Origin of the sequence: Ornithinimicrobium sediminis, from assembly GCF_021272345.1 — a bacterium.
GTDB classification, from domain to species: domain Bacteria; phylum Actinomycetota; class Actinomycetes; order Actinomycetales; family Dermatophilaceae; genus Ornithinicoccus; species Ornithinicoccus sediminis_B.
Genome location: NZ_JAJSDQ010000001.1, coordinates 654690 through 675249, shown reverse-complemented (window position 1 = coordinate 675249; position 20560 = coordinate 654690). Strand labels below are relative to the sequence as shown.

The 20560-nt window shown below is 71.9% G+C and carries 16 protein-coding genes and 1 tRNA gene; 11 read left to right on the top strand and 6 right to left on the bottom strand.

Going from position 1 to position 20560, the window contains the following annotated elements:
* Nucleotides 1-1506 (top strand): DUF7059 domain-containing protein, encoded by a 1506-nt coding sequence (locus tag LVO85_RS03105; RefSeq protein WP_232745921.1) that lies wholly within the window; start codon nt 1-3, stop codon nt 1504-1506.
* Here LVO85_RS03105 and LVO85_RS03100 read toward each other — a convergent pair.
* Entirely contained in the window at nt 1481-1819 is a 339-nt protein-coding gene (locus LVO85_RS03100; RefSeq protein ID WP_232745920.1) for a hypothetical protein, read from the bottom strand. The genes LVO85_RS03105 and LVO85_RS03100 overlap by 26 nt on opposite strands.
* A gap of 306 nt (nt 1820-2125) precedes the next feature.
* On the opposite strand from LVO85_RS03100, the gene LVO85_RS03095 reads away from it, so the two are divergent.
* From LVO85_RS03095 to LVO85_RS03085, 3 genes are read left to right on the top strand one after another with little or no spacing between them, the layout of a single operon-like run.
* A complete protein-coding gene (locus LVO85_RS03095) occupies nt 2126-2707 on the top strand; it encodes a TetR/AcrR family transcriptional regulator (RefSeq protein WP_232745919.1) in 582 nt (193 codons plus the stop codon).
* Nucleotides 2701-4434 (top strand): ABC transporter ATP-binding protein, encoded by a 1734-nt coding sequence (locus tag LVO85_RS03090; RefSeq protein WP_232745918.1) that lies wholly within the window; start codon nt 2701-2703, stop codon nt 4432-4434. Before LVO85_RS03095 ends, LVO85_RS03090 begins: the two co-directional genes overlap by 7 nt.
* Nucleotides 4431-6431, top strand: a complete 2001-nt coding sequence (locus LVO85_RS03085; RefSeq protein ID WP_232745917.1) for an ABC transporter ATP-binding protein — start codon at nt 4431-4433, stop codon at nt 6429-6431. The genes LVO85_RS03090 and LVO85_RS03085 overlap by 4 nt, the downstream gene beginning before the upstream one ends.
* A gap of 14 nt (nt 6432-6445) precedes the next feature.
* Here LVO85_RS03085 and LVO85_RS03080 read toward each other — a convergent pair whose 3' ends face one another.
* The gene (locus tag LVO85_RS03080; RefSeq protein WP_232745916.1) at nt 6446-7105 is read right to left on the bottom strand and encodes a hypothetical protein; all 660 of its coding nucleotides are present in this window, start codon (nt 7103-7105) and stop codon (nt 6446-6448) included.
* 115 nt (nt 7106-7220) lie between these two features.
* On the opposite strand from LVO85_RS03080, the gene topA reads away from it, so the two are divergent.
* On the top strand, nt 7221-9923 hold the full coding sequence (topA, locus tag LVO85_RS03075) for a type I DNA topoisomerase (RefSeq protein WP_232745915.1): 2703 nt from the start codon (nt 7221-7223) through the stop codon (nt 9921-9923).
* A 10-nt stretch (nt 9924-9933) separates the two neighbouring features.
* On the opposite strand, the gene LVO85_RS03070 is transcribed toward topA, so the two are convergent.
* The gene (locus tag LVO85_RS03070; RefSeq protein ID WP_232745914.1) at nt 9934-11133 is read right to left on the bottom strand and encodes a trans-sulfuration enzyme family protein; all 1200 of its coding nucleotides are present in this window, start codon (nt 11131-11133) and stop codon (nt 9934-9936) included.
* 111 nt (nt 11134-11244) lie between these two features.
* On the opposite strand from LVO85_RS03070, the gene LVO85_RS03065 reads away from it, so the two are divergent.
* The 6 genes from LVO85_RS03065 to LVO85_RS03040 all read left to right on the top strand — a co-directional run bounded on the left by LVO85_RS03065 (nt 11245) and on the right by LVO85_RS03040 (nt 15843).
* Nucleotides 11245-11730, top strand: a complete 486-nt coding sequence (locus LVO85_RS03065) for an Lrp/AsnC family transcriptional regulator (protein WP_232745913.1) — start codon at nt 11245-11247, stop codon at nt 11728-11730.
* A gap of 30 nt (nt 11731-11760) precedes the next feature.
* Nucleotides 11761-12237, top strand: coding sequence for a hypothetical protein (locus LVO85_RS03060; protein ID WP_232745912.1), 477 nt, complete (start codon nt 11761-11763; stop codon nt 12235-12237).
* Between the two features lie 18 nt (nt 12238-12255).
* On the top strand, nt 12256-12903 hold the full coding sequence (gene tmk / locus LVO85_RS03055; protein WP_232745911.1) for a dTMP kinase: 648 nt from the start codon (nt 12256-12258) through the stop codon (nt 12901-12903).
* Nucleotides 12900-14063: a DNA polymerase III subunit delta' gene (locus tag LVO85_RS03050; protein WP_232745910.1), complete on the top strand. Its 1164-nt coding sequence runs from the start codon at nt 12900-12902 to the stop codon at nt 14061-14063. Before tmk ends, LVO85_RS03050 begins: the two co-directional genes overlap by 4 nt.
* A gap of 74 nt (nt 14064-14137) precedes the next feature.
* Nucleotides 14138-15688: an alpha/beta hydrolase gene (locus tag LVO85_RS03045; protein ID WP_232745909.1), complete on the top strand. Its 1551-nt coding sequence runs from the start codon at nt 14138-14140 to the stop codon at nt 15686-15688.
* A gap of 78 nt (nt 15689-15766) precedes the next feature.
* Nucleotides 15767-15843 (top strand) — tRNA-Thr (locus LVO85_RS03040).
* A 68-nt stretch (nt 15844-15911) separates the two neighbouring features.
* On the opposite strand, the gene LVO85_RS03035 is transcribed toward LVO85_RS03040, so the two are convergent.
* From LVO85_RS03035 to LVO85_RS03025, 3 genes are all read right to left on the bottom strand, one after another.
* Nucleotides 15912-17429: a SulP family inorganic anion transporter gene (locus LVO85_RS03035; protein WP_232745908.1), complete on the bottom strand. Its 1518-nt coding sequence runs from the start codon at nt 17427-17429 to the stop codon at nt 15912-15914.
* Nucleotides 17430-17641: 212 nt separating this feature from the next.
* Nucleotides 17642-18928, bottom strand: a complete 1287-nt coding sequence (locus tag LVO85_RS03030) for an MFS transporter (RefSeq protein WP_232745907.1) — start codon at nt 18926-18928, stop codon at nt 17642-17644.
* A 34-nt stretch (nt 18929-18962) separates the two neighbouring features.
* A complete protein-coding gene (locus tag LVO85_RS03025; RefSeq protein WP_232746186.1) occupies nt 18963-20516 on the bottom strand; it encodes a peptide chain release factor 3 in 1554 nt (517 codons plus the stop codon).
* Between the last annotated feature and the right edge of the window lie 44 nt (nt 20517-20560).

Sequence of the window (20560 nt, the reverse complement as noted above, 5' to 3'; positions counted from 1 at the left end):
GTGACCACGCCTGCCACCCCCGCTCCCGCCGGCTCGCCCGCGCAGCTGGCCGCCCTGCGCGAGGACCTCCGGGCCGCCCCCTACACGGTGGACCGGGTGGAGCAGGTGCTCGGCCCGGTCGCGGAGGCCGCGCTGCACCGGGAGCAGCCGCTGCCCGCCGACCTGGCCACCCGGGGGAGCGAGGACCCGGTCGCCACCCTGCTCCGGGTCTTCGTGCTCGGGCTTCCGGTGTCCGCCGCGGCCCTGGCGGCCGCCCTGCCCCGCACCGGGGTGCGCGGCGTGCAGGCGCTGGGGCTGGTGGGGCAGGGCTCCCGGGTGAGCGGCCTGTGCGACCTGCGGCCCTACGGGGAGGACCAGCACACCTGGTGGGTGGCCTCCGACCTCACGGAGACGGCGACCGGTCGGGCCCTGGGCACGGGTCACGTCCTCGGGGTCGGCGGCGCGTCCACGACCCTGGCCTCGTGGACCCCCCGGCCCCGGGTCCGCCGGGCCCTCGACCTCGGGACGGGCTGCGGGGTGCAGTCACTGCACCTGGCGGGGCACACGTCGCACCGGGTCGCGACCGACCTGTCGGCCCGGGCGCTGGACTTCGCGCGCTTCACCGCGGGGCTCAACGAGGTCGAGCTGGACCTGCGGGCGGGCTCGCTGTGGGAGCCCGTGGCCGGTGAGGAGTTCGACCTCGTCGTGTCCAACCCGCCGTTCGTCATCACCCCGCGCCGGGCCGACGTGCCCGTCTACGACTACCGCGACGGTGGGGCGACGGGGGACGAGGTCGTGGCAGGCCTGGTGCGCGGCATGGAGTCACACCTCGCGCCGGGCGGGATCGCCCAGCTGCTGGGCAACTGGGAGCTGCGCAGCGGTGAGAGCTGGCAGGAGCACGTGAGCGGCTGGCTGGAGGGCACCGGGCTGGACGCCTGGGTGGTTCAGCGGGACATGCAGGACGTCGCGGAGTATGCCGAGACCTGGGCGCGCGACGGCGGGCACCGACCCGGGACGGCGGGGTTCGACGGCCTGTACGAGGCGTGGCTGTCCGACTTCGCGGCGCGCGGGGTCGAGCGGGTCGGCTTCGGCGTCCTGACCCTGCAGCGCCCGGGCCAGGACCGTGCCCCGTGGCGGGTGCTGGAGCACCTCCCGTCCCCGACGGCCGTGCCGATGGGCCCGACCGTGCTCGCAGAGGTCCGGGCGCGGACCTGGCTCGCGCTGCACTCTGACGACGAGGTGCTCAGCGTCCCCTGGAGCGTCGCCGACGACGTGGGCGAGGAGAGGGTCGGATATCCAGGGGCTCCCGACCCTGCGGTGATCCGGCTGCGCCAGGGTGGGGGCCTGCGCCGGGTCGAACAGCTGGACACCCTGACGGCAGCGGTGGTCGGCGCCTGCGACGGTGACCTCTCAGCGGCGCAGATCGTGCAGGCCGTGGCGGTGCTGACCGACGTGGACGCCGGTGAGGTGAAGGCTCAGGTCGTGCCCCGGCTACGGCGGCTCATCGCCGGTGGCCTGATGCACTGAGCTGGTCCGGCCGGCGCTGGTCGGACCGGTGCTGGCGGGTGCGGTGCTGGGCGGGCTGGTGCTCGTCGGGCGGGTGCTGGTCGTGGTCGCGACGGTCACCCAGCAGGGAGCGCCACAGCTGGCTGCTGGTGTGGTCGTCCATCGCGAAGGCGGCGATGAACAGCCCCAGGACCCGCGGGGACAGGGTCTTGCCCGACAAGGCCCTGCTGACGACGTCCTTGAGCTGGCGCGGCAGGTCGACGTTCTGACGTGGCTCGGCACCCGTGGCCCACAGGTGGTCCGCGAGCACGTGGGCGACGGCCCCCTGGTGCACCCCCCGCCCTCCCCGTCTGGTGTGCCGGGACCAGGCCTGACGGTAGGCAGGGCGTTCGCGAAGGAGACGACAGAGCATCTCGGCGGTGCGAGCGCGGGCGACTGCGGGTCCGGTAGGGCTGGACAAGCGACTCATCAGGGGAGGCCTTCCGTGCATGGACGTGTGTGGTTACCCCCGAGGAACCGTTGTGCCGCATCCTGATACATGAGTGTGCTCCAATGTGACTCAGAACACAACAGACCCATGGGTTGAACCTGTCGCAGCCGCCCCTGGCATGAGTGAGCACTCACTCAGTTATCCTGCGGTATGCCGTCCCGCGCCCCCTCTCTGCCGCCGGACCAGCGGCGTGCCCAGCTGGAGCTGGCCGCCGTGCGCGTGCTCCACGAGCGGGGGCTTGCGGTCACCACCCGGGAGATCGCCGCAGCGGCGGGTGTCGCGGAGGGCACGATCTTCCGGGTGTTCGACTGCAAGGAGGACCTCCTCCGTGCCGCCCTGCACCGTGCGTTCGACCCCGAGCCGCTGCTGGCGCGGCTGGACGGCGTCGACCCCGGGCTGCCGCTGCGCGAGCGTCTGGTCGCCGTGGTGGCGGCCCTGCAGGACAGGCTCGTGGACCTCTTCGACCTGATGACGGCCGTGGGGATGATCCGACCCCCGGAGGACCTCTCGGCCGACGACGCCCAGGAGTGGCAGTCCCGGCTGGACCGCCGGATGACGGCCCTGGTCGCGGTGGACGCGGACCAGCTCACCGTGACCCCTGAGGAGCTCGTCCATCTGGTCAGGCTGCTGACCTTCTCCGGCAGCAACCGGCACATCGCGCGGGGCCGGCTGCTCACGCCGGAGCAGATCGTGGACGTGCTGCTGGACGGCACGAGGAGCCCCTCGTGCTGATCGCCCTGCTCCGCCGCCACCTGGCGCCCTACCGCACGCCCATCCTCGTGCTGCTCGGTCTGCAGCTCATGAGCACCCTGGCCTCGCTCTACCTGCCCAGCCTCAACGGCCGCATCATCGACGAGGGCGTGGCGGTCGGCGACACCGACCAGATCGTCCGTCTGGGCGCCCTGATGCTGGCGTTCACCGTCGTGCAGATCCTGCTGACCGTCGCCGCGACCTACCTGGCCTCCCGGACCGCTGCGTCCACCGCCCGCGACCTGCGCGGGAGCGTCTTCGACCGGGTGAGCACCTTCAGCGCCCAGGAGGTCGGGCGCTTCGGGGCGCCGACGCTGATCAGCCGCAGCACCAACGACGTCACGCAGGTCCAGACCGTCGTCTTCATGGCGCTGGCGATGATGGTCACCGTGCCGATCATGATGGTCGGCGGCATCGTCATGGCGGTGCGCGAGGACGCCGGGCTGTCCTGGCTGATGGCCGTGGCCGTGCCCCTGCTCGCGGTCTGCATCGGCCTCGTCCTGCGTCGCATGGTGCCGCAGTTCACGATCATGCAGAAGGCGGTCGACGAGGTCAACCGGGTGCTGCGGGAGCAGATCACCGGTGTGCGGGTCGTCCGGGCCTTCGTGCGGGAGGACCAGGAGAAGGCGCGCTTCGCCGAGGCCAACGACGACTACACCGGCGCCGCCCTGTCCGTGGGCAAGCTCATGGCCCTGGTCTTCCCGATCGTCATGTTCATCCTGAACGCCTCCACCGTGGCGGTCATGTGGTTCGGAGCCCACCGCATCGACGCCGGCCAGATGCAGATCGGCTCCCTCGTCGCCTTCATGGCCTACCTGCTGTTCGTGCTCATGTCGGTGATGATGGCCACCTTCATGGCCACGATGATCCCGCGCGCCTCCGTCTCGGCGGGGCGCATCATGGAGGTCCTGCAGACCGACACCACCGTGGTCGACCCGCTGCAGCCGCAGGCCCTGCCGGAGGGACCGGTCACCGTGGAGTTCCGGGACGTGACGTTCAGCTACCCGGGCGCCGAGCAGCCGGTGCTCCAGGACGTCTCCTTCACGGCCCACCCGGGTCAGATGACGGCGCTGGTCGGGTCCACCGGCGCGGGCAAGACGACCGCGGTGTCGCTGGTGACGCGCCTCTACGACGTGACCGGCGGCGCGGTGCGGATGAACGGTGTCGACCTGCGCCGGGCCGCGCTCGAGGACGTCTGGGGCAAGGCGGGCATCGTGCCGCAGCGGCCCTACCTCTTCTCCGGCACCGTGGCGTCGAACCTGCGCTACGGCAACCCCGCCGCCACCGAGGACGACCTCTGGGACGCCCTGCGCATCGCCCAGGCGGAGGACTTCGTGCGGGCCATGCCGGGGGGGCTGGAAGCCCCCGTCGCACAGGGCGGCACCAACGTCTCCGGTGGCCAGCGGCAGCGCCTCGCGATCGCCCGGGCGCTGGTCAAGCGTCCGGAGGTCTACGTCTTCGACGACTCGTTCTCGGCGCTCGACGTCGCCACCGACGCCCGCCTGCGGGCCGCCCTGCGTGCGCGCACCGCCACCTCGACGGTGCTCGTCGTCGCCCAGCGCGTCTCCACCATCACCCGGGCCGACCGCATCGTCGTGCTCGAGCACGGCCGGGTGGTGGGCACCGGCACCCACGACGAGCTCCTGGCGAGCTGTACGACATACCAGGAGATCGTGGCCTCCCAGCTCACCGCGGAGGTGGGCTCATGAGCGAGGGAGTGAGGTCGGCCGAGGAGAAGGCCGCCGAGGCCCGTCGCGGCCCGCCCGTCGTCACCCGCGGACCGCGCCGCACGATGGGGGCCCCGGTCGAGAAGCCGCAGGACTTCCTGGGCTCGGCCAGGCGCGTGCTGGGCCTGCTGCGCCCGGACCGGGCCGCGTTGCTGGTGGTGCTGGCCCTGACGACGACCAGCGTCGTGCTCAACGCCCTGGGCCCGGTCATCCTGGCCCGGGCGACGGACCTGATCTTCGCCGGGGTCTTCGGCCGGCAGCTCGCTGCGGGCGTCAGCCAGGAGGAGGCGGTCGCCGACCTGCGAGACCGGGGGGATGACACGGTCGCCGACATCCTGGAGGCGATGGACTACGTCGTGCCCGGTCAGGGCGTCGACTTCGGGGCGGTCGCCGACGTGCTCCTCGTCGTGCTCGGCATCTACCTCGTCGCCGCACTGCTGTCCTGGGGCCAGGCGCGGATCCTGGTGGTGGTGGTGAACCGCACCATCTACAACCTGCGCCGTGACGTCGAGGCCAAGCTGCACCGCCTGCCGCTGCCCTACTTCGACCAGCAGCCCCGCGGGGAGGTCCTCAGCCGGGTGACCAACGACATCGACAACGTCGCGCAGAGCCTGCAGCAGACCCTGAGCCAGCTGCTGACCTCGCTGCTCACCGTCATCGCGATGGTGACGATGATGTTCGTCATCTCGCCCCTGCTGGCGCTGGTGGCGCTCGTCACGATCCCGCTCTCGCTCCTGGTCACCGCGGTGGTGGGCAAGCGCGCCCAGGGGCTGTTCATCCGCCAGTGGAAGCACACGGGCGAGGTCAACGGCATCGTGGAGGAGGCGTTCAGCGGTCACGAGCTGATCCAGGTCTTCGGCCGTCGGCAGGAGAGCCGCGCCGTCTTCACCCGGGCCAACGACGACCTCTACGAGGCCGGCTTCGGCGCGCAGTTCGTGTCCGGCCTGATCATGCCGACGCTGATGTTCATCGGCAACCTCAACTACGTCGTCCTCGCCGTGCTGGGCGGGCTGCGCGTCGCGAGCGGCCAGATGAGCCTGGGCGAGGTCCAGGCGTTCATCCAGTACTCCCGCCAGTTCACGCAGCCGCTGACCCAGGTCGCCTCGATGGCCAACCTGATGCAGTCGGGGGTCGCCTCGGCCGAGCGGGTCTTCGAGGTGCTCGACGCTCCCGAGCAGGAGACCGAGCGCGCGTCGCCGCAGGGCTGGCAGTCGCCCCGGGGGCGGGTGGAGTTCCAGGGGGTGGCCTTCTCCTACGACCCCGCCGCGCCCCTGATCGAGGACCTCGACCTCGTGGTGGAGCCGGGCCAGACGGTGGCCATCGTCGGGCCCACCGGCGCCGGCAAGACCACCCTGGTCAACCTGCTCATGCGCTTCTACGAGCTGGACGCGGGCCGCATCACCCTGGACGAGGTGGACGTCACCTCGCTCACCCGGCACGACCTGCGCTCCCGCATCGGGATGGTGCTGCAGGACACCTGGCTGTTCAAGGGCACGATCCGCGACAACATCGCCTACGGCCGACCGGAGGCCACCGACGCGGACGTCCTGCAGGCGGCCCGGGCCACCTACGTCGACCGGTTCGTGCACTCGCTGCCCCTCGGCTACGACACCGTGCTCGACTCCGAGGGCGGCAGTGTGTCCGCGGGGGAGAAGCAGCTCATCACCATTGCGCGGGCCTTCCTGACCGACCCGGCGCTGCTCATCCTGGACGAGGCCACCTCCTCGGTCGACACCCGCACCGAGCTGCTGCTGCAGCACGCGATGGCGGCGCTGCGCCAGGACCGCACGTCGTTCGTCATCGCCCACCGGCTGTCCACCATCCGTGACGCCGACCTGATCCTGGTCATGGAGGCAGGCCGCATCGTCGAGCAGGGCAGCCATGAGCAGCTCCTGGCCGCAGGAGGGGCGTATGCCGCGCTCTACCGCTCCCAGTTCGAGGCACCGGTCGACTCGGAGGACGTGCCGGCGGGTCCGTGAGCGTCCGGAACGGGTCAGCCGGTGCTGTAGGCCTCCCGGGCCAGGGTGAACCCGTGGCTGGAGTCGAGGTCACGACAGGTCACGTCGGTGAACGAGCTGCGGCAGAGCATCGACCCCACCTGCAGGGAGCTGTCGTAGGTCAGGACGGCGAGGTCGGCGCCGTCGACCTCCTCGGTGTCGCCCACGCCCTCGCCGGCCCACCAGCCGCCCAGGTCCAGCGCGGCCTGCCCGCGGATCGTCTCCGAGGTGCAGCCCCACGTGGCGCGGGCCCCTGCCAGGACGGTGACCGCGTCGGCCGAGCCGGTGTCGCACGCCCCGAGAGCCTGCGGGTCGAGGTCGTCCTGCCCCGGGTCGAAGTCCTTCTCCGAGATCTGGCACACCACGGAGGCCGCGCGCATGACGCACTGGATGTTGCCCGAGGGCATCACGAAGCTGGCCTGGTCACCGGTCGCCAGAGTCGTGCCGTCACTGGCGGTCGTCACGCTGCGCTCGGTGCTCCCCGAGGTCGCGGTGCTCGTCGCGTCGTCCTGGCCCGCGGGTGCCTCGCCGGCCGACGGTGGGTCGGAGGGCGGCTCGACCACGACCTCGCTCGTCCGGGGAGCCTGTGAGCATCCGGTCGTCAGGCCGACCAGGAGACAGGCGGCGGCGACTCCGGAGAGGCGGGGGATCGACATGCGATCAGGGTAGCCAGCCCGGGCACCCTGTCCGGTCCGCTACCGTGTGCGCCGGGGCCCCGTCCGAGTCGCGACGAATCCGCGGCACGAGGCTCCCCAGAAGGAGTGCTGTCCCGTGACCCACAAGCTCGTCATCGTCGAGTCTCCCGCCAAGGCGCGGAAGATCGGTGAGTTCCTCGGCAAGGACTACCAGGTCGACGCCAGCGTCGGCCACATCCGTGACCTGCCCAACCCCAGCGAGCTCCCTCCGGACATGAAGAAGGGGCCCTACGGCAGGTTCGCCATCAACATCGAGGAGGGGTTCGACCCCTACTACGTCGTCGACGGCGACAAGAAGAAGAAGGTGGCCGAGCTCAGGCGCGCGCTGAAGGACGCCGACGAGCTCCTGCTGGCCACCGACGAGGACCGCGAGGGGGAGGCCATCGCCTGGCACCTGCTCGAGGTGCTCAAGCCCACGGTGCCGGTCAAGCGCATGGTCTTCCACGAGATCACGCGTGAGGCCATCCAGCGTGCCGCGAACGACACCCGTGACCTGGACACCCGGCTGGTCGACGCCCAGGAGACCCGGCGCGTGCTGGACCGGCTCTACGGCTACGAAGTCTCCCCGGTGCTCTGGCGCAAGGTGAAGCAGGGGCTGTCCGCGGGGCGTGTGCAGTCCGTGGCCACCCGCATGGTGGTCGAGCGGGAGCGGGAGCGTATGGCGTTCCGCTCCGCCTCCTACTGGGACGTCGAGGGCGAGTTCGCGCCCTCGAGCAACAGCGGCCAGGCCTTCGTCGCGCGGCTGACGGGTCTGGACGGCGAACGGGTGGCGACCGGCCGTGACTTCGACGACTCCGGTGCGCTGCGGACGCGCACGGTGCGCCGGCTCGACGCCACACTGGCCACCTCGGTGGCCGAGGCGATGCCGCAGGCCCGGGTCGCCGTGCGTGAGGTCTCCGAGAAGCCCTACACACGCCGCCCCTCGGCGCCGTTCACGACCTCCACGCTGCAGCAGGAGGCCAGCCGCAAGCTCCGGCTCAACAGCCAGAGCACGATGCGCACCGCGCAGCGGCTCTACGAGAACGGCTACATCACCTACATGCGCACCGACTCCACGACCCTGTCGCAGTCGGCGGTGGCCGCGGCCCGGGGCCAGGCGCGTGACCTCTACGGCGCGGAGTTCGTCCCGGAGGCCCCTCGGGTCTACGGCAAGAAGTCCAAGAACGCCCAGGAGGCCCACGAGGCCATCCGTCCGGCGGGCGACTCCTTCCGCACGCCCGCCCAGGTCGCCGGCGAGCTCAAGGGGCAGGAGTACGCTCTCTACGAGCTCATCTGGAAGCGCACGGTGGCCTCCCAGATGGCCGACGCCCGCGGGTCGACCGCCAGCGTGAAGCTGGGGGCCAGCCTCCCTGGGGGCGTCGGTGCCAAGGACGCGGAGTTCTCCGCCTCCGGCACCGTCATCACCTTCCGCGGCTTCCTCGCCGCCTACGAGGAGGGTCGTGACGAGGAGCGCCACGGGCGCAGCGAGGCCGAGACGGAGCGCCGCCTGCCCAAGCTGTCCGAGGGCGTCGGTCTGGACACCCTGCGCGCCGAGGCCCAGGGGCACCAGACGAACCCGCCGGCCCGTTACACGGAGGCGACCCTGGTCAAGGCGCTGGAGGAGAAGGGCATCGGCCGTCCGTCCACCTACGCGGCCACGGTCGGCACGATCCAGGACCGTGGCTACGTGCGCACGCGAGGGTCGGCGCTGATCCCGACCTGGCTGGCCTTCGCGGTGACGCGGCTGCTGGAGGAGCACTTCTCGCGGCTCGTCGACTACGACTTCACCGCGTCCATGGAGGCCGACCTCGACCGCATCGCCACCGGCGACGAGCAGCGGGTCGCCTGGCTGAAGCGGTTCTACTTCGGCGACGAGGCCACCAGCGCGGAGGGCCTGCGGGACCTGGTGCAGGACCTGGGCGACATCGACGCCCGCGCCGTCTCGACGGTCGAGATCGGCGAGGGCATCGTGGTGCGCGTCGGGCGCTACGGCCCCTACGTCGAGGACACCACCGCCGAGGGGGAGACGCGGCGGGCGAGCATCACCGACGACCTGGCCCCGGACGAGATGACACCGCAGAAGGGTCGTGAGCTGCTGGAGACCGCCGCGGACGACGGTCGGGTGCTCGGGCAGGACCCTGCGACCGGGCGCGACATCGTGGCCCGGGCCGGCCGCTACGGGCCCTATGTGACCGAGGTCCTCCCGGAGAGCGACGAGGCACCGGCCAAGGGGGCGAAGAAGGCGGCGAAGGTCAAGCCGCGCACCGCGAGCCTGTTCACGGACATGGACCTGGCCACCATCGAGCTCGACACGGCCCTGCGGCTGCTCAGCCTGCCTCGCGTCGTCGGCGTCGACCCGGAGTCCGGCGAGGAGGTCACGGCGCAGAACGGCCGCTACGGTCCCTACCTGAAGAAGGGCACCGACTCGCGCTCGCTGGCCACCGAGGAGCAGATCTTCGGGATCGGCCTGGAGGAGGCACTGGCGATCTACGCCCAGCCCAAGCAGCGGGGCCGGGCCGCGGCGGCACCACCGCTCAAGGAGCTCGGGGACGACCCGGTCAGCGGCAAGCCGGTCGTGGTCAAGGAGGGCAGGTTCGGCCCCTACGTCACCGACGGCGAGACCAACGCGACGCTGCGCAAGGACGACGACCCCCAGGACATCACGCCCGAGCGTGGGTTCGAGCTGCTCGCCGACAAGCGGGCCAAGGGCCCCACGACCCGCAAGCGGGCCGCCAAGAAGACGACGAAGAAGACCGCGAAGAAGGCCACCACCCGCAAGACGGCGACCAAGAAGGCCTGAGCTGCGGGGGTCAGGCGGTCAGTGTGGCCGAACGCCGGCTGACCTGCTGCAGGGACTGTCCGAGGTCGGCGATGAGGTCGCCGGCGTCCTCCAGGCCGACCGAGAGGCGCACGATGCCGGCGCCGGGCCGGGCCTCCGGGGCCACCGGCCGGTGCGTCAGCGACGCCGGGTGCTGGATCAGGGTGTCCACCCCTCCGAGAGAGACGGCGTGCGTGACGAGGCGGCAGCCCTGCGTGACCGCAGCCGCGGCCGCGTAGGAGTCGAGCTCGAAGGCCAGCACCGAGCCGGTGCCGGTCATCTGCGTGCCGACCAGGCCGCCGGGGTCGCTGTCACCCAGGCCGGGGTAGTGGACGGCGCGCACCTGGTCGTGGGTGGCCAGCCACCGGGCGACCACCTGCGCGGTGTCCTGCTGGGCGCGCACCCGCACCGGGAGGGTCTGCAGCCCGCGGTGGGCCTGGTAGGCGGCGAGCGGGTAGAGGATGCCGCCGGTCAGGGCCCGGACACTGCGGATGCGGGCGGCCCACTCCCCGTCGGTGGCGATGACACCCGCGAGGAGGTCTCCGTGACCGCCGAGGAACTTCGTGGCCGAGTGCAGCACGATGCGAGCGCCGTGGGCCAGGGGCCGCTGCAGGACAGGGGTGGCGAAGGTGTTGTCGACCAGGACCGGGACGTCACCCGCCTGGGCGACCACGCCCTCGATGTCGACGAGGTCGAGGGTCGGGTTGGCGGGGGTCTCGACCACGACGAGCCCGGTGCGCGGGGTGACCGCCTCGGCGACCGTGGCGGGCGTCGCCCAGGTGACCTCGGTGCCGAGCAGGCCGGTCGCGAGCACATGGTCGGTGCCGCCGTAGAGCGGTCGCACCGCGACGACGTGCGGGGTGCCGGCGCTCACGGCCGCGAGCAGCACGGCCGACAGGGCCGCCATGCCGGAGGCGAACGCCACCCCTTCCTGTGCGCCCTCGAGGTCCGCGAGCGCCCGCTCGAAACGGGCCACGGTCGGGTTCCAGAGCCGCTGGTAGACAGCGCTCTGCCCGGACTGCAGCGCTCCGCCGGTGGCCAGGTGCTCGTAGGACGCACCGCCGGTCTCGACGTCGGTCACCGGGTAGGTGCTGGACAGGTCGATCGGGGGCACGTGCACCCCGAGTGCGGCCAGGTCCTCACGGGCTGAGTGGACGGCACGGGTGTCCAGAGAGACATCATCGTCAAACATGCCTTCTATGTTGCTGATCATGCGGCCCACAGTCAAGTATAACGCAGGTGCTGCGACAAAAAGACTCGAAAAACGAAGGAAATGCCTGCAAGACCGGGTAAACTGCCACGCATGGCGAAGCCCGTGCAGACGTCCGAAGAGCGACCCCTGGACGCGATCGACCAGCGGCTCGTGCGGCTGCTGGAGGAGGACGGCCGCATGTCCAACGCGATGCTGGCGAGGGAGGCCGGCATCGCGGAGTCGACCTGCCTGGTCAGGGTGCGCTCCCTGCGCGAGCGCGGGGTGATCCTGGGCATCCACGCCGACATCGACCCGGCCGCGGTCGGGCGTCCGGTCCAGGCGATGATCGCGGTCCGCTTCGGCGGGCACCGACGCAGCCACTTCGAGGCGTTCCGTGACGAGGTGCCCCGGCTCCCGGGCGTCATCGGCGCCTACCACGTCTCCGGGGCGACGGACTACCTCGTCCATGTGGCCGCGGAGTCGGCCGACGCGCTGCGTGACTTCGTGCTCGACCACCTGACCAACCGGCCGGGGGTGCTGCACGCCGAGACCGCGCTGATCTTCGAGTCGCTGCGCGGCGACGGCCCGCTGACCTGACCCGACGAGAGCAGCGAGGGACGGGCAGGCATGCCGCAGACGCTCACCGTGCACGTGGAGCCGCCGGAGGTGCGGCGCGGCAAGGTCACCTTCCGCTGGGCGCAGGACGGGCAGAACGCGCTGCAGACACGCAACCGCTGGTTCGTCGACTACCACGGCGTGCCCGTCGGGCGCATGGACCGGCGGCTGCTCTACGACGTGCTGCTGAGCCTGCAGCTGCCCACGCGATGGCCGACCGGGTCGAGGTCCACCTGCCGGAGCCGTTGGGCCGGGGCCGCCTGGAGTTCTGGCGCGCCTACCACCACAGCTCCAGGGTGGGCTTCGCCGGTGCCGTGGACGACACCCGCGGCTACGACCCGGGGAGGGCCGGGGGCACGCGGCCGGTCGTCGTCGAGGTCAGGCGCCACATGGTCGTGGGCAGCCGTCATGCCGACACCTCGCCTACGGGCCTGGGCCGACGCGTGGGGAGTGCCTGGTGTGGACGGCGCGGCCACCGGTGTCAGGTGACTGTCCTAGGCTCCTGCCATGCCCGCCGTCCGTGACGTCCCGCCGACCCGGGGGTGCTTCGTGGCCTTCGAAGGTGGTGACGGGGCAGGTAAGTCCACCCAGTCCGCACTGCTCGGTGCGTGGCTGCGCGAGGGGGGCCGTGAGGTGGTGCTGACCCGAGAGCCCGGCGGCACCCCCGTCGGCATGGCCATCCGGGACGTCCTGCTGCACGGGGAGCACGTGGCGCCTCGCGCCGAGGCGCTGCTCTTCGCCGCGGACCGCGCCCACCATGTCGCGACCGTGGTCCGCCCGGCCCTCGAGCGGGGTGCCGTGGTGCTGACCGACCGCTACATGGACTCCTCGGTCGCCTACCAGGGGGTCGCGCGCTCCCTGGCCCGCGAGGACGTGCGTGGGCTCTCGCTGTGGGCCACCGAGGGCCTGCTGCCCGACCTGACCGTGGTGCTCGATGTCACCTCGGGGGAGGGCCGGACCCGCCGGGGACACGTGCACGACCGGCTGGAGCGCGAGGACGACGGCTTCCACGACCGGGTGCGCCAGGGCTTCCTCGACCTCGCCGCGGCCGATCCGGGACGCTACCTCGTGCTGGACGCCACGGCCCCGGCGCAGCAGATCCACGCTGCCGTGCGCGAGCGCTTCGGGCTGCTCGCCGACGAGGCGGCCGTGTGAGCGTCTTCGACCAGCTCGTGGGACAGGAGCGTGTCGTGGACACGCTGCGCCGCGCTGCCACGGTGCCTGCGGCGATGACCCACTCGTGGCTGTTCACGGGACCCCCGGGGTCGGGCAGGTCGGTGGCGGCGCGGGCCTTCGCGGCGGCGCTGCAGTGCGAGCGCCCGCAGGACCCCGGGTGCGGGCAGTGTGGCGCCTGTCGCACGGTGATGGTGGGCAGCCACCCCGACGTGACGGTGCTCAGCACCAGCGAGACCTTCATCCGAGTGGAGCGCGCCCGTGAGCTCGCCCTCGCCGCTGCCGGCCGCCCGACGCTGGGACGCTGGCGCGTCATCGTGGTCGAGGACGCCGACCGGCTCAACGAGCAGGCCGCCGACGCGCTCCTGAAGACCCTGGAGGAGCCGCCCCCGCGCACCGTGTGGCTTTTGTGCGCCCCCACCCTGGACGACCTCATCGTGACCGTGCGCAGCCGGTGTCGCCACGTCCGCCTGGGCACGCCTCCGGTCGACGACGTCGCGGAGCTGCTGATCCGGCGGGACGGCATCGAGCCCTCGATGGCCCACTACGCCGCCCGGGCGGCACAGAGCCACGTCGGCATCGCCAAGCGGCTCGCGACCGACGAGGCCGCACGGTCCCGACGGCGTCGGGTGACCGGCATACCGCTGTCCCTCACCTCGCTCGGCGAGGCACTGGCCGCCGCCGCGGAGATCGTGGAGGAAGCCACCCAGGGGGCCCAGGCGGTGTCCGGCGAGGACGCCGCGCACGCACGTGCCGAGGTGCTCCGACAGCTGGGCGCCGACCCGGCCGCCCGCACCCAGCCGCCCGCGGTGCGCGCCCATCTGCGGCAGCTGGAGGAGGACCAGAAGCGGGTGGCGCGCCGACGCCAGCACGACACCATCGACGCCGCGCTCACCGACCTGGCCTCCGTCTACCGTGACGCGCTCGTGCTCGGATCCGGCGTCGAGCCGGTCAACGCCACCGAGGCCGAGCAGGTCGCCCGGCTGGCCCGCGCGCTGGGCCCCGAGGGCCTGCTGCACGCGCTGGAGACCATCAACCTGGCCAGGCAGCGGCTGATCGCCAACGGTGCGCCTCTGCTGGTGGTCGAGGCGATGATGGTTGGGTTGGTCCTGCCCCACGCCCGCTCGGGAGCCCGGGGATGACGATGCGGAAGGACGGCGCGGTGCGCAGACGGACAGGTGGCCTGTGGGCCCGACTCTCAGCAGGGGCAGGGGTGATGAGCCTGCTCGCCGCCTGCTCCGCGGGGGCGCCCGAGACCGAGAGTCCGCAGGTCTCCGCTCCCTCGGAGTCGCCGCAGGACAGCGGGGACGCGGGCACGGCGACGCCCGAGGCCTCCGAGGACGCGACACAGGACGCGCCGCAGGACGCGACGGCACCCGAGGGGCTGGAGACGTTCTACTCGCAGACCCTGGAGTGGAGCGAGTGCGACGGCGGCGAGTGCGCCACGCTGACGGTGCCGATCGACTACGCCGACCCCGAGGGGTCCACGATCGAGCTGGCGCTGCTGCGGGCCCCGGCCACCGGTGAGCGACAGGGCAGCCTGATGGTGAACCCCGGGGGGCCCGGAGCCTCCGGGGTGGAGTATGCCCGGCTGGCCGAGTTCGTCGTGTCCCCGGAGGTGGCCGCGGCCTACGACATCGTCGGTTTCGACCCCCGTGGGGTGGCCGGCTCCGCTCCCATCACCTGCTTCGACGACGGCGAGATGGACGAGTTCCTCGGTGCCGACCCGAGCCCGGACACGCCGGAGGAGGAGGCCGAGACCGACGAGCTCGTGCGGTCCTTCGCCCAGGCGTGCGCCGAGGCGGCACCCGAGCTGCTCGGCCACGTATCGACCGTGGAGGTCGCCCGCGACATGGACGTGCTGCGGGCCGCGTTGGGCGAGGACACGACGGACTACCTGGGTGCGTCCTACGGCACCTACCTCGGGGCCACCTACGCCGAGCTCTTCCCCGAGCAGGTCGGGAGGCTGGTGCTCGACGGCGCCCTCGACCCCAACCTCTCCGGGCTTGAGATCGGGCTCGGCCAGGCGGCCGGCTTCGAGCAGGCCACCCGCTCCTACGTGCAGCACTGCCTGGACGAGGGCGACTGTCCGCTCGGCGGCTCGGTCGACGCCGGCATGCAGCGGATCACCGACTTCCTCGACGAGGTCGACCAGCAGCCGCTGCCGGTCGACGGCGACGCGATCGGGGAGCTGACCGAGGGGTGGGCGCTGCTGGGCATCATCGTGGCGATGTACGACGAGTCGGCCTGGGACATCCTGACCCAGGCGCTCGGGCGGGCCTTCGACGGAGACGGCTCCATGCTCATGCTGCTGGCCAACATCTACGCCGACCGCAACGCCGACGGCACCTACAACGGCAACTCGATGCAGGCGATCTATGCCGTCAACTGCCTCGACCGGCCTGCGGGGGAGGACGAGCGCACCGACGAGGAGATCCTCGCCGAGTTCGAGGAGGTCGCCCCCACCTTCGGTCGCTACCTGGCCGGCGAGGGCGCCTGCGGCGTCTGGGAGGCCGAGGCGGCGCAGACCCTGGACGACTACAGCGCAGCGGGCGCGGCGCCCGTCGTCGTGATCGGCACGACCGGTGACCCCGCCACCCCCTACCAGTGGGCCGGCGCGCTCGCCGAGACGCTCGAGTCCGGGGTCCTGGTGTCCTACGAGGGCGAGGGGCACACCGCCTACGGTCGTGCCAACGACTGCATCGACGGTGCTGTCGACGCCTTCCTCCTCGAGGGCACGGTGCCCGAGGACGGGCTGACCTGCTGAGGCCCCGGGGCCTCCGTCTCGCGATTCGCGGCGGCGGGGGTCGGTCGGTTATCCTCCCTGCGCACCCTTGAGGTGTCCGCCGCCTTAGCTCAGTCGGCTAGAGCGATTCACTCGTAATGAATAGGTCATCGGTTCGATTCCGATAGGCGGCTCCACCCAAAGCCCCAGGTCAGAGATCTCTCGCCTGGGGCTTTGTCGTGGCCTGGGGTGCCCTCGGCAGGGGTCAGTGCCCCGCTCCGAGCTGTCCGGTGAGGGTGCCGTGCCAGGCCTGGCTGGCGTCGTTGAGGCCGACGATCTGCACGTTCTTGCCCTTCTGGTGGTACTTCATCTCGATGGCGTCGAGGGCGGCGACGGTGGAGGAGTCGTAGATCTGTGCCTCGCTGAGGTCGATGACGACGTTCTTGGGGTCGCCGGCGTAGTCGAACTGGTAGACGAGGTCGTTGCTGGAGGCGAAGAAGAGCACGCCGCGCACGGCGTAGACCCGGGTGTCGGCGTCGGGGTGGGCGATGTCGACGACCTCGGTGAAGTGGGCCACCCGGCGGGCGAAGAAGATCGTGGCGACGATGACGCCGAGGATGACGCCGTAGGCCAGGTTGTGGGTGTAGACGGTGACCGCGACGGTGGTGGCCATGATCGCGGTCGCGCTGAACGGCATCCGGCGCAGGGTGGCGGGGTGGATGCTGTGCCAGTCCATGGTGCCGACGGAGACCATGATCATCACGGCGACCAGGGCGGCCATCGGGATGGTGGCGACGAGGTCGCCGAGGCCGACGACCAGGCCGAGCAGGAAGACGCCGGCCAGGAACGTGGAGATGCGGGTGCGGGCGCCGGAGACCTTGACGTTGATCATCGTCTGGCCGATCATCGCGCAGCCGCCCATGCCACCGAAGAAGCCGCTGACGACGTTGGCGCTGCCCTGTCCCCAGGCCTCGCGGGTCTTGTCCGAGTGGGAGTCGGTGACGTCGTCCACGAGCTTGGCGGTCATGAGCGACTCCAGCAGGCCGACCAGGGCCATCGCGAACGCGTAGGGCGCGATGATCTGCAGGGTCTCCAGGGTCAGCGGCACGTCGGGGACGAACAGCGAGGGCAGGCTGTCGGGCAGCTCGCCCTGGTCACCGACGGTGGGCACGTTGATGGCCAGCAGCACCGCGGCGCCGGTGAGCACGACGATCGCCACCAGGGGCGCGGGCACGGTGGTGGTCATGCGAGGCAGGGCGACCATGACGACCAGACCGAAGACCACCATCGGGTAGACCAGCCAGGGGACCCCGATGAGGTAGGGGATCTGGGCGGTGAAGATGAGGATGGCCAGGGCGTTGACGAAGCCGACCATGACGCTGCGGGGCAGGAAGCGCATCAGCTTGGCCACCCCCACCAGGCTGAGCACGACCTGCAGGATGCCGGCCAGGATCACCGTGGCGATGAGGTAGTCCAGGCCGTGCTCGGCCACCACGGGTGCGATCACCAGGGCGATCGCACCGGTCGCCCCGGAGATCATCGCGCGACGGCCACCGACGAACGCGATCGTCACCGCCATCGTGAAGGAGGCGAACAGGCCCACGCGGGGGTCCACGCCGGCCAGGATGGAGAAGGAGATCGCCTCCGGGATGAGGGCCAGGGCCACGACCAGCCCGGCCAGGACCTCGGTGCGCAGCCGCTGCGGAGAGCGCAGCGCTGCCCGCACGGAGAAGTCCGACTCGGGCTCGTCGACGGTGGTCACGTTGGGGCGTGTGGGAGTCATGGTGCTCCAAGGAGAGGGGCAGGCCGAACGGCATGCGGTGGTGGCTGCGACGCCGGACAGGGCCGCTGGGGACAAGCGAGGGGTCGCCCTGGGTCAGGGCAGGAGGTTCAGCGGCATCCTTGCCGCGGGGGGCGCCGGGACATCACGGCGACATACGACGACCTGACCGTGCGTCCGGCGACGCACCATCAGGTCGATGCGGCAACTGTACCCTAACGTGAGAGTTGGTCCCGCATCGCGCTGTCGGGCGAGGAGGGGAGGGGCGCGGCCAGTGCGGCTGCGGCGACCAGGAGGGGGAGCACGGTGCCGGCGAGCAGGATGGTGGTGTAGCTGCCGGTGAGGTCGTGGCCGAGGGAGAAGGCGAGGGGGCCGAAGGCGGTGGAGCCGACGCTGACGGAGGCGACGACGCCGCGGATGCTGCCGAGGTGCAGCACGCCGAAGTAGGCGGGGACGGCGGCGGCTTCGGCGATGCGGATCGAGGCGCCGGCGGCGCCGATGGCTGCGCCGAACCCGATGGCTGACCAGCCGGGCACGGCGAGGGTGGCCCACACGAGTGCTGCGACGTGCAGGGTCATGGACCCTGTGACGACCCAGCGGATGCTGAGCCGGTCGATCATGGACCCTGTCACCAGGGTCGCGGCGATGCCGGCGAGGGTCTGCGGGATGAAGTTGGCCGCGGCCTCGGTGGGGCTGAGCCCGCGTTCTCCCAGGAGGCTGATCTGGTGGAACGCCACGGCGGTGCAGAGCAGGCCGGAGGTGGCGACGCCGGCGACCAGGACCCAGAAGTAGGGCTCGGCGAGGGCCTGGCCTCGGGTGTGGCCCCACCGCGGGGGCAGTGGTGTCCCGTCGACCGGTCGGGTGCCGTCGGGGCGCTGTCCGAGGTCGGCGGGGTCGTCGCGCATGCCGAGGACGGCGACGGGGATGACCACCAGCCAGACGGCCACGCCCATGACGACCCAGGCGACGCGCCAGCCCTGGGCGCTGATGAGCATCTCGCTGAGCACGGGGGTGAGCGAGATGCCGGCCGAGCCGAGGGCGGAGACGATGCCGAGGGCGCGGCCGCGGCGGCGTTCGAACCACCGGGCTGCCGCGGTGGTCGCGGTCAGTCCCAGGGCCCCTTGGCCCAGGGAGCGGATGCCCATGAAGCCCAGCAGCAGCCCGACGGGCCCGGCGACGGTGCTCATGAGCAGCAGCGCGAGGCCGAAGGCGGCCCCGATGACCAGCATGCTGGCCCGCACCCCGAAGCGGTCGATGAGGCGGCCGACGAACGGCAGGGCCAGGGCGCCGGTCAGGGTGCCGACGAGGTATGCGGTGGAGATGCCGGAGCGGCTGATGCCGAGGTCGGCGATCATCGGGTCGATGAAGGTGGAGACCCCGGCGGTCTGGCCGGGCGCGGTGGCGATGAGCACGAGCGCGGAGAACGCGGTGACGTGCCATCCGTAGAAGCCGTCGGGCCGTCGGCTGCGCAGGCGCGTCGGTGCTGGTGCGGGCGCGCTCACCGCGGGACCACGGTGCCGCGCTGGGTCGGCGTGGTCACAGTCCGCCGGCGGGCAGCTCGGTCAGGGTGATGCCGGGGTTGTTGCGGGCCACGGTGCCGGCACGCCAGCGGTCGGGGAAGAGCGCGAGCAGGGCGCCGTCGCTGCGGCGCAGCACCTCCACGCCCCGGGCGGCGTTCACGGTGGGGGCGTCCTGTTCGCTGACCGAGCGGGCCAGGGTGTAGTCGAGGTGGTCCAGGTCGACCTGGACGCCGAACTCGCTGGCCAGGCGCTGCTGGACGACCTCGAACTGCATGAGGCCGACGGCGGCCAGCACCGGGGCCTGGTCGCCGCGCAGGTCCGAGCGCAGGACCTGGACCACGCCCTCCTCGTCGAGTTGGTCCATGCCCCGGCGGAACTGCTTCTGCCGGCCGTTGTCCTTGGGCCGGACGACGGCGAAGTGCTCGGGGGCGAAGCGGGCCATGGCGGGGTAGCGGATGACCGGCCCGGTGTGGATGGTGTCGCCGACGGTGAGGGCGGAGGCGTTGACCAGCCCGACGATGTCGCCGGGGTAGGCCGTCTCGACCGAGGCCCGCTCGCGTCCGAACACCGCCTGGGCGTACTTGGTCGTGAACGGCCGTCCGGTGTCCGCGTGCTGCACGACCATGCCGCGCTCGAAGACGCCGCTGCAGACCCTGGCGTAGGCCAGGCGGTCGCGGTGGGCGGCGTCCATGCCGGACTGGACCTTGAACACGAACGCGCTGAAGTCGCCCTCCAGGGGCCGCAGGGAGCCGTCCTCACCTGCCTGTGGTGCCGGGGCGGGCGCGACGTCGAGCAGCACCTGGAGCAGCTGGCCGACCCCGAAGTTCAGCAGCGCGGAGGCGAACAGCACCGGGGTGGTGACCCCGGCCAGGAAGGACTCCTGGTGGTGGTCGGCGCCGTCGGCGGCCAGCAGCTCGTGCTCCTCGACGGCGGTGTCCCACCACTGGCCCTGGGCGAGCCGGGCCTCGGATGCCGGGACCCGCCGCTCGGGGGCCCGGGTCGCCCCGCCGGCGGTGCGGGTGAACTCGACGAAGTCACCGCTGGAGCGCTCCAGCACGCCGCGGAAGTCGCCGGCGATGCCGACCGGCCAGGTCAGCGGGGTGGGACGCAGGCCGATCTGCTGCTCGATCTCGTCCAGGAGCTCCAACGGGTCCTTGCCGGGGCGGTCCCACTTGTTCACCACCGTGATGACCGGGATGCCCCGGTGCCTGCAGACCCGGAAGAGCTTGAGGGTCTGCGGCTCCAGGCCCTTGGCGGCGTCGATGAGCATCACCGCGCAGTCGACCGCGGACAGCACCCGGTAGGTGTCCTCGGAGAAGTCGGAGTGACCGGGGGTGTCGACCATGTTGACGATGTGGTCCCCGAACTCGAACTGCAGTGCCGCCGAGGCGATGGAGATGCCCCGGTCGCGCTCCATCTGCATCCAGTCCGACACCGTCGCCTTGCGGCCTGCCTTGCCGTGCACCGCGCCCGCCTCGGAGAGCACCTGGGCGTGCAGCGCCAAAGCCTCGGTGAGCGTGGACTTGCCGGCGTCCGGGTGGCTGATCACCGCGAACGTGCGCCGAGGCAGGGCACCCCCGACATCGACGGGATCGTCGACGCGGCGACGACCCG

Excerpts from the sequence above, each read along its gene's own strand:
- LVO85_RS03045 (WP_232745909.1), top strand. The coding sequence starts at position 14,138 with ATGAGCCTGCTCGCCGCCTGCTCCGCGGGGGCGCCCGAGACCGAGAGT.
- LVO85_RS03080 (WP_232745916.1), bottom strand. The coding sequence starts at position 7,105 with ATGTCGATCCCCCGCCTCTCCGGAGTCGCCGCCGCCTGTCTCCTGGTC.
- tmk (WP_232745911.1), top strand. The coding sequence starts at position 12,256 with ATGCCCGCCGTCCGTGACGTCCCGCCGACCCGGGGGTGCTTCGTGGCC.
- LVO85_RS03070 (WP_232745914.1), bottom strand. The coding sequence starts at position 11,133 with ATGTTTGACGATGATGTCTCTCTGGACACCCGTGCCGTCCACTCAGCC.
- LVO85_RS03060 (WP_232745912.1), top strand. The coding sequence starts at position 11,761 with ATGCCGCAGACGCTCACCGTGCACGTGGAGCCGCCGGAGGTGCGGCGC.
- LVO85_RS03095 (WP_232745919.1), top strand. The coding sequence starts at position 2,126 with ATGCCGTCCCGCGCCCCCTCTCTGCCGCCGGACCAGCGGCGTGCCCAG.
- LVO85_RS03065 (WP_232745913.1), top strand. The coding sequence starts at position 11,245 with ATGGCGAAGCCCGTGCAGACGTCCGAAGAGCGACCCCTGGACGCGATC.
- LVO85_RS03035 (WP_232745908.1), bottom strand. The coding sequence starts at position 17,429 with ATGACTCCCACACGCCCCAACGTGACCACCGTCGACGAGCCCGAGTCG.
- LVO85_RS03085 (WP_232745917.1), top strand. The coding sequence starts at position 4,431 with ATGAGCGAGGGAGTGAGGTCGGCCGAGGAGAAGGCCGCCGAGGCCCGT.